6 protein-coding genes and 1 pseudogene are annotated in these 8,504 nt (G+C 53.7%); 5 read left to right on the forward strand and 2 right to left on the reverse strand.

From position 1 onward, the window contains the following. Positions 1-653, reverse strand: a pseudogene (locus E9531_RS17565) (hypothetical protein); the annotation flags it as partial. 548 nt (positions 654-1,201) lie between these two features. On the opposite strand from E9531_RS17565, the gene E9531_RS16935 reads away from it, so the two are divergent. The 5 genes from E9531_RS16935 to E9531_RS16955 all read left to right on the forward strand — a co-directional run bounded on the left by E9531_RS16935 (position 1,202) and on the right by E9531_RS16955 (position 6,945). Further along, entirely contained in the window at positions 1,202-2,605 is a 1,404-nt protein-coding gene (locus tag E9531_RS16935) for a nuclear transport factor 2 family protein (protein WP_244610168.1), read from the forward strand. Then, positions 2,605-3,885, forward strand: a complete 1,281-nt coding sequence (locus E9531_RS16940) for a L,D-transpeptidase family protein (protein WP_136574954.1) — start codon at positions 2,605-2,607, stop codon at positions 3,883-3,885. The genes E9531_RS16935 and E9531_RS16940 overlap by 1 nt, the downstream gene beginning before the upstream one ends. Before the next feature lie 342 nt (positions 3,886-4,227). Beyond that, the gene (locus E9531_RS16945) at positions 4,228-4,677 is read left to right on the forward strand and encodes a LexA family protein (RefSeq protein ID WP_342210870.1); all 450 of its coding nucleotides are present in this window, start codon (positions 4,228-4,230) and stop codon (positions 4,675-4,677) included. Between the two features lie 20 nt (positions 4,678-4,697). Continuing rightward, positions 4,698-5,525 (forward strand): endonuclease, encoded by an 828-nt coding sequence (locus E9531_RS16950; RefSeq protein ID WP_211343477.1) that lies wholly within the window; start codon positions 4,698-4,700, stop codon positions 5,523-5,525. Between the two features lie 94 nt (positions 5,526-5,619). Next, positions 5,620-6,945, forward strand: a complete 1,326-nt coding sequence (locus E9531_RS16955; protein WP_136574956.1) for a Y-family DNA polymerase — start codon at positions 5,620-5,622, stop codon at positions 6,943-6,945. 191 nt (positions 6,946-7,136) lie between these two features. On the opposite strand, the gene E9531_RS16960 is transcribed toward E9531_RS16955, so the two are convergent. After that, the gene (locus E9531_RS16960) at positions 7,137-8,390 is read right to left on the reverse strand and encodes a hypothetical protein (RefSeq protein WP_136574957.1); all 1,254 of its coding nucleotides are present in this window, start codon (positions 8,388-8,390) and stop codon (positions 7,137-7,139) included. Between the last annotated feature and the right edge of the window lie 114 nt (positions 8,391-8,504).

An 8,504-nucleotide genomic window follows, 5' to 3' on the forward strand; every position in this document is an offset into this window, starting at 1 on the left:
TCTGTTGGATCAGTGTTGTCTGTTGGATCAGTGTTGTCTGTTGGATCAGTGCTGTCTGTTGGGTTGGTGGGGGTGACTGGGCCTTGGTTATTGTCATCGTCGTCATCTAACGCCGATGCGATCAATGCGCCTGCGCCTGCGCCAATCAAGCCTGCAAGTAAAAAGTCGCCCAAGCCTGAGTCGGCTGTGGCGCTGTCCTTGGTCACAATCAGGCCCACGGCATCACTGTCGCCGCTAACTGGCGCTACGTCCACATTGCCTGCGGCCAAGTCGAGCACCACTGCGCCTGTTCCTTCTTCATTGTTGCGGTAGGCCAAGGTAGCGTCTGTTCCTCCCTCAAAAGTGCCAACCAGCGTTTGCCCACTCGCGCCTTGGAATGCGGCTTGTGCGCTGCCATTTTCTGGAACGATGATGCGGTCTCCCACAAGAAGCTGGCTACCGTTTTGTGCTGCCATGGTTTGGCCGTTGCGCACAATCTGAACCCCTGGGCTGGCATGCGTCAACGTGGCTGGCGCGCTGCTTGCAATGCTGCTCGCGGGGGATGCCCCTGCAAAGTTTGCTTGTGCAACAGTCACGCTGGAAGATTGGTCCAGATACTCGAATGGAGTGGCTGGGGGCAGTGCGGTGCTGAGGGACGTTGTTTGGGCCGTCATGGTGCTTCTCCGGATGGCAGAAAAAAGAAAAGGGTCAGCAGTGTTTCGGACTGTCGCAAACCTGCATGGCTTTTATTTTTGCAACATGTGTGCCATGTATTGAAGCCTGTTTTTATGGTGTTGTGTTTTTATTAAGTATTTGATTTTTATAAAAATATTTTTTATTTCTCGATGTGGGTTTTGTGTATGTTACGTCGGGCGTTACGTAACGTTCCTTGTGTTTTAGCGTGACCGTTACGGGTGATAAGTAACCAAGTGTTATATCTTTTCAATTCCCACTGGACGCCTATTGCACGCTGGTTTTTGTTTAGGTTGAGCAGGCTCAACACGGCGACTTCGTTCTTTCAGAAGTGCATAAGGTTTTCTCGTAGAGTGTGCTGAGATCACAAACACGTTCTTGGCACGTTCTGAGACTTTGAGCACGTTCTGAGAGTTGCGCGTCGCAAGCCTGGAGTGCTCCTATACAATCGGCGTTTTTTCGGCTGCACGGCTGCACTTTTGGCAGTGGCGGTGATGGTCAATTGACGTTTTAAGCAGAAAGAACCTGTATGTCTACTTCGCCTGAGCATGCGCTGTTTCGTTCGAGCCATCCCGCCTCCCTTGCTTCTGCACAAGGTCAACGAAAACGCGGTGTTCTGGTGCAACCTTTACCGCGTTTACCGCGCGTATGGATGCGCCGTACAGCCGCTGTGCTGGTTGCGTGTGCCACGTTCTGGAATGCAAGCGCGGTATATGCTGATCAAGCGGTGGTTGAGGAGGTCTCTGGTTTGTTGGAGCAAGGTCACCTTGACCAAGCTGCGAAACGGGCAGACGCCTATTTGCGCAACAACCCAGGGGATGTACAAGTGCGTTTTTTGCAAGGCGTGATTGCTACCGAACAAGGCAGTACAGCCAAAGCGATCGATGTGTTCACCGCGCTGGCCAAAGACTACCCGCAATTGCCAGAGCCCTTCAATAATTTGGCGGTGCTTTATGCCGCACAAGGGGATGAGCGCAAGGCGGTGGACGTGCTGGAGTCTGCGATTCGTACCAATCCGAGCTATGCCACAGCACATGAAAATTTAGGGGATTTATACGCGCGCATGGCCAGCGAAGCCTATGCGAAGGCTTTGCAACTGGACGATTCGCGCAAAGCCTTGCAGCCCAAGCTGTCGTTGATTAAGCAGATTTTCCCTGTACAAGAGACCGCGCCACAAACTGTTGCGCAGGCCCAGACGCATTCGTCTAATTTGTCTAATACGCGTGCGCAAGAGGCCGCGCGTTTGACCGCACAGGCTCAGCAGGCTGATCAGGTACAAAAGAAACAAGATCAGGAGCGCGAGCAACAAGCCAAGGCAAAAGCAGAACAGGCCGCAGCAGAAAAAGCAGCGGCAGAGCAGAGATTGGCTGAGGAGAAGAAAGCAGCCGATAAGCTTGCCGCAGACAAAGCTGCAGCGGACAAGCTGGCAGCACAAACACGCGCCGCGGAAAAAGCTGCCGATGACAAATTGGCTGCAGAGCGTGCAGCAGCAGCCCGTGCAGCGCAAGATAAAGAAGAGCAAAAAACTGCAGTAACGGCACCAGCGACACTAGCGGCGTCAAGTGATAGCAGTAAGGCTGGCACGACCGCAGCTGCGGCCGCGTTGGACGCTGCCGTGAAGGAGTGGGCTGATGCCTGGGCGAGCCAGAATATGGAGCGCTATTTCGCAGCCTACAGCACACACTTTAAACCTGCCGATGGCAGCAGCTTTTCACAATGGAAAGAGCAGCGTACACAGCGCATTGTCGGGCGCCCCACCATCAGTGTGCAGGTGCGTAATTTGAAGACCTCAGCCATCACAGCGGACTCTGCAACGGTGCAGTTCCGACAGACGTACAGCTCAGGTGCATTCAAAGCATCGACGCAAAAAACCTTGCGCATGCAGAAAGAGGCAGGCAAATGGCGCATCGTGCATGAGGGAACTGGCGGTTGATGTCTTCTTTCCTTGCAGGCCTTGGTATGAAAGGCGGCAGTTGCAGACCCATGCGCAGCTTGCTGCATGTGTTGGGGTGCGGCTTAGCTTGCTTAGGCCTGAGTCTGATGGCAGGGGGCTCCGGTGCCAGCCACGCACAACCGGTCAAGGCTATCCATGAGAGTGCATTCGATGCTGGTGCGCGCGCCGAGTCACGTCTGATGCAGGCATTGTTGCAGTTGAATGCAGGAGATCTCAATGAGGCGATTCAGGAAGTGGAGGCGCTACTTACACAGACGCCCAATTTTCGATCCGCTCAACTGGTCTATTCAGACCTTCTTCGTTTGCGCTCTGGTTTGGCCTTAAACCAAGGGCAAGACGCGGACCGCACCCATTTGCTTGCGCTGCAAAGCGAGCTGCGACAGCGGCTGGCGGCATACAGTGCGCCGCCACCGGCAGATGCGATTCCGGCGCAATTTTTGCGACTGGATGCGTCGGTGCGGCATGCCATTGCTGTAGACGCTGAAAAATCCAGGCTCTACCTTTTTGCCAATGGTGCGCAGGGCCTCTCGCTGATTGGTGACTTTTATATTTCGGTCGGGAAATTGGGGGTGGACAAGCGAGAAGAAGGCGACCAGAAAACGCCATTGGGACTGTATTTCACTACGGGCCAAATTCCGGGCAAAAAGCTGCCGGATTTGTATGGCGTAGGGGCCCTTCCGGTTAATTACCCCAACGATTGGGACCGCATGCACGGTCGCACAGGCAGTGGCATTTGGTTGCATGGCTCACCTTCAGACCAGTTTGCGCGCGTGCCGCAAGCCAGTGACGGTTGCGTGGTGTTGGCCAACCCTGATATGGCATTGCTGATGCAGGTCATTGAGCGTCGCACGCCTGTTTTGTTTGCGCCCCAGTTGAATTGGGTCAAGCAGGCAGGCGCGCAGGAACAACCATCACTGTTGGCGTTTGAGCAGATTTTGCGCCGCTGGGAGACTGCGCGCCGCAGTGCCGCAGGTATGGGCGGCTTGGATGCGTACTACACCACTGAATTTTTGCAATCAACGCATCGGCGTAACCAACTTGAACGCCAAGCAAAACATTACGCGGACAAGAATTTCCGCATTGAAAGCTCGTCCGTCTATGCCTGGAGCGATGCGATGGGGGAGTTGCGCATTGTGAATGTCCGTGCAACCAGCGCGGAATATCCGGCTGGGTTGTCGCTGCGGCAGTATTGGCGCAAACACGCAGGCCAGTGGCAGATTTTCTCTGAAGATGTATTGGCTGAGGTTGCGCCCTCGTAACCAGTGTACGGGCGCCTTGCCACTGCTGTAGCAAAGCAAACGATGCGGGGGGGGTACTCAAGCCGCAGCCTGTTTGCGGCCTTTGCGCGGCTTGCTAGTCGCGCAAAGGCCGCGGCAGCATGCCGCTACCAGATGCAGCCGCATAAAGGCGTTGGCTATTTGGGGCGCTATTGCACGAATCAAGCAGGTTTTTCTGTGAAGACTTTCGGCAACTAAACTGACTAAATAACGCTTTTCTTAAAAGGTATTGCTCCGCTAGGATGGCAGCTTCGACATTCGATTGGCCCTGCTTCTAGGGTTGAAAGTCGAGGTTTTTTTTACGCTGTTTGACGCCCTTATTGCATGCCTATGATTGACTCTGCGACGGCTACCTCGCACCCCGTTCCCTTGCGGTTGGGCTCCCCTCTGTGGGTGCCTGTGTGCAGTTCGGTTCGTGCAGGCTTTCCAAGTCCTGCCGATGATTTTTTGCACAAGCATATTGACATCGGTGCTGAACTGATACGCCACCCGCAAGCCACTTTTTTGCTGCGAATCGCCGGACGATCCATGGAGACGTTTGGCATTTTTGATGGTGACACCGTGGTGGTGGATAAAGCCATCACGCCTGTGCATGGGCATATCGTTATTGCCGTGGTCGATGGTGAATTCACCTGCAAACAGTTGTACTCCAAAGCCGGTGTTACCAAACTGGTGGCGGGCAACCCGGAGTTTGAAGAACTGACCTTTACCGATGGACAAACCTTGGAGGTCTGGGGCGTGGTCACCTCTTGCATTAAGCAGTTCGCGGTCTGAGCATCATGGCACCTTGGTCCATGGCCGATTCGACACATCTTAAAGCGCAGGCACAAACCTTGCCGCAGTGCCCTGGCGTTTACCTGTTCTGGGGCGGCGAGGGCGACAAGTTGCCGCTGTACATTGGTAAAAGCATTCATATTCGTCAGCGGGTGCTGGACCATTTGCGCGCCCCTGCAGAAGCGGCCATGCTGCGGCAAACCCAGCGTATTGAAGCGCGACCCACCGCAGGTGAAATTGGTGCGTTACTGTTGGAGTCGACACTGATCAAACACCACCAGCCGCTCTACAACAAACGCTTGCGTTACAGCAGGCAGTTGTGCAGTTGGCGGCTAAGTCAGGGGCAATTGCAATTGGTGCAGGCCGAGGCCATGGGCTTTACCCCTTGCGCAGAGCTTTTTGGCCTTTACCGCAGCGCCCATGCAGCCAAAGAAGCCATGGCCACACTGGCAGATACCCATATGCTGTGCTTGACTGTGTTGGGGGTGGAAAAACCCATGGGCTCAACCACCATCGGCAGTAAACCCTGCTTTCGGCACATGGTCAAACGCTGCGCGGGGGCTTGCTGTGGCAAAGAATCGCTTCAGGCGCATGCGCAGCGCACGGCCCAAGCGCTGGAGGATTGGCGGCTGCACGCCTGGCCATACGCTGGGCCGGTGGCCTTGGTTGAGCGGTGGGATGCATTGCAGCAATGGCATGTACTGGACAACTGGTGCTATTTAGGCAGCGCCTCCGGTCATGCGGAGGCTACAGCGCTGCTTTACCCGATGCCCACTTACGACGTGGACAGCTACAAAATTCTGGTGCGGCCGCTCATGCTGGGCCAACTTGAGGTCGTGCCGCTATGAGCGCGCCGTTTCAACCGCACGCCGGTGCCTTTCTTTCATTGCCAAGTCAAGTCAACGCAGGATGGCATGGCCTTGCTTGGCAGAGGAAGCCGTGATGTTTGCATTGGTCGATGGCAACAACTTCTACTGCAGTTGTGAGCGTGTTTTTCAGCCACGCTTACAAGGCCGCCCCTTGGTCGTCTTGTCTAACAACGATGGCTGCGCCATTGCCCGCAGCGAAGAGGCCAAAGCCCTCGGCATCGCCATGGGGGCGCCGTACTTTCAGATCAAGCACCTGGAGAAAACCGCCGGTTTGACCGCCTTGTCTACCAACTTCACCCTGTACGGGGACATGAGCAACCGCATGATGGAAGTGGCCGCCCTCTTGGGGCCTGAGCAAGAAATTTATTCCATCGACGAGTGCTTTATCGGTTTGCATGGGATTGCTGCTGACACCCTCACTGCACGTGCATGGCGCACGCATCGGCAGATTGCTCAATGGACGGGCATTCCCAACTGCATCGGTATCGGCCCCACCAAAACACTGGCCAAGCTCGCCAACCACATTGCCAAAACTGCCGACCGCAAGCCCAAACCCTATCCGCACATACTGGCCAAAGTCTGCAATTTTGCAGCCATGAATGAGCAGCAGAAAGCCTACCTTTTTGCCAAAACTGCTATTGGCGATGTATGGGGCATTGGCCGCCGCATTGCGCGCCAACTGCAGACCGAAGGAGTTTGCTCCATTGCCGATTTCTTGCAACTCAATGCCGCCACCGTCAGGAAACGCTGGAGCGTAGTCCTGGAGACAACATGGCATGAACTGCACGGCCAGCCTTGTCTGCAACTCGATAATCAGCCCGGCCCCAAGCAGCAAATTGCATTTACCCGCAGCTTTGGCCAGCCAGTCACATCGCAGGCAGAGCTGGCCAGCGCCATCACCACCTTCGCCACCCGCGCAGCGCACAAGTTGCGGCAGCAACACAGCCAAACCTCGCAGGTTGTGGTGTTTGCCAGAACCAGCCCCTTTCGCCAAGGCGATACACCCTACGCCCGCACCATCGTGACGCCTTTGCTTAGCCCTACTAACGACACACGTGCAATCGTAGGCGCCGCCTTAGTGGCATTGCAGCAGTTGTACCGCCCCCATATCCGCTATTGCAAAGCCGGGGTGCTGCTACTGGGCCTGACAGAACGCTATGCCAGCCAAAGTGCGCCGCAAATGGAACTGGAGTGGGAGGCACCACTTGAAAGCACCTCTCAAAAAGCCAGGCAACAACGGTTGATGACCGCACTCGACGCCATGGCCAACCGCTTTGGACACGGCACTGTGGTGTTGGGGCCTCAACTGAGTGCCAATCAACAATGGCCCATGCGCCAAGCCCGTCAATCCCCTTGCTACACCACGCGGCTGAGTGACATACCTTTGGCTATAATGTAGCCAAAGGTGTCGTATAGTCACAATTTATTGAATGTCGTGAAACGGCCAAAAGCGGCCGATGCGTACCACTAAAAACGGGAGTTCAGCGGCAAGCCTACTTGGTGGAGTAGCGTGTAGCGCGGAAGACATCAGCATGAGCTATAAAAATGCAAAATTTATGGTCCCTGCTCACTTTCGTAGCGAACAGACAGTTAGTCCACCGAGCTTGAAGGTGTCGCTGAAATTGGCCCAAGGTCAGACCTTACACGGGTAACAATAGCCGCGACAATAATATCACTCAGATGCGTAATTGCTTTTAGCACATCGTTAAAGTAAACGGCGTCATCTCCATTATCTAGTGTATGGGTATATCTAGCAGTCATACTGAAGTCATGATGTACGACTTCAGATAGAAAACGATATACATCACGATGAAAATCTTCTCCTAATGGAAATATCCGCGCCCTTTCGTTTACGACTGAGCCGAGGCGAAACGCTCTCATGTGTGCGTCTTTGATGTTCTTTGCATCAAGCGGGGATGTTCCTGCTGCAATTTCTTCTTTGCGCCAGCGCTCGCAGGTCGCCTCCCACTCACGCTCTGGAATGACTGAGGCCATTTGCAAATAGCGATATGTTTGCATGGGAGTAAGCCAATCTACATAAAAAACAAGAGCGAGTTCATGAAGGGACCTGAGGAGCGCTGCAGCAAGCAATACTCTGCCTTTACTGATAAGTAACTTCATGGAATCAAGGCACTCTTCCGCACGGAACAACACTGAGTACAAGGTGTGGTGGTAGTGGAGAGTTACAGAGCCAGGTTGATGGAAAGCGCGGAGCGGTTCTTTCAAATCACGAAGCGTTTCAGTAAGCGTGTCAAGAGTTTCGATTAATTCTGGCTTTTTTTGGCCTAAGATGGATGGAACCAGCTCATGGATTACAGGGACTATACCTTCAAGCAGAGCTATAGAGTCTTTCCCTTTGCGTTGGTAGCAGCGTACCGACAAGCACGACTCTTCCAAATCTCGAGGTTTGGCCATCAGCACAACCGGGACCTTTGAAATTTCTAATTTTCCATATGCCGCATACGTGACCTCGTCATCCGAGCAGACAAATCTCTTGCTGTCGCTTTGATTTGGATTTTCATAGAGATGAAGCGCAGGTCGACTGCCAAGCCTAATCATTGCAATGGCGTCTTGCAGATGCTTTGGATCGATTGGATTATTAATAAGCCCCCAGTTGCCCTGCTGATCTTTCTTCCAAAATCCGCTCCGGATGAGGTCAAGCGAAACTCTTGTCTGATGTACAACGCTTTTCCCTAGCAAAAATGCCTTGTAACGTGATACGAAGATCTCATCCGTTACTCGATCATCTGCTAATTTAATTTGATTAACACTGACTAATTTTGTCGGCAATGAGCGAACAAGTGCCAGTGGATTTGAACGGATATTTTTAGACGTAAGTCGCATAATGATTTTTATTGATCGCCGGATCTATGTATCCCGCAAAGCTTGGGCTTTGTTGCACAAATCAAATTTGGCGTGAAGTGCCCCTGACCCCAGACGCACTTATCCCACAGCCAC

The sequence above is a fragment of the Lampropedia puyangensis genome (genome assembly GCF_004833285.1).
Lineage (GTDB): Bacteria > Pseudomonadota > Gammaproteobacteria > Burkholderiales > Burkholderiaceae_C > Lampropedia > Lampropedia puyangensis.

What these genes read in the sequence shown, in the direction of transcription:
- E9531_RS16935 (WP_244610168.1), top strand. Translation starts at nt 1,202, where the DNA reads ATGTCTACTTCGCCTGAGCATGCGCTGTTTCGTTCGAGCCATCCCGCC.
- E9531_RS16940 (WP_136574954.1), top strand. Translation starts at nt 2,605, where the DNA reads ATGTCTTCTTTCCTTGCAGGCCTTGGTATGAAAGGCGGCAGTTGCAGA.
- E9531_RS16945 (WP_342210870.1), top strand. Translation starts at nt 4,228, where the DNA reads ATGCCTATGATTGACTCTGCGACGGCTACCTCGCACCCCGTTCCCTTG.
- E9531_RS16950 (WP_211343477.1), top strand. Translation starts at nt 4,698, where the DNA reads ATGGCCGATTCGACACATCTTAAAGCGCAGGCACAAACCTTGCCGCAG.
- E9531_RS16955 (WP_136574956.1), top strand. Translation starts at nt 5,620, where the DNA reads ATGTTTGCATTGGTCGATGGCAACAACTTCTACTGCAGTTGTGAGCGT.
- E9531_RS16960 (WP_136574957.1), bottom strand. Translation starts at nt 8,390, where the DNA reads ATGCGACTTACGTCTAAAAATATCCGTTCAAATCCACTGGCACTTGTT.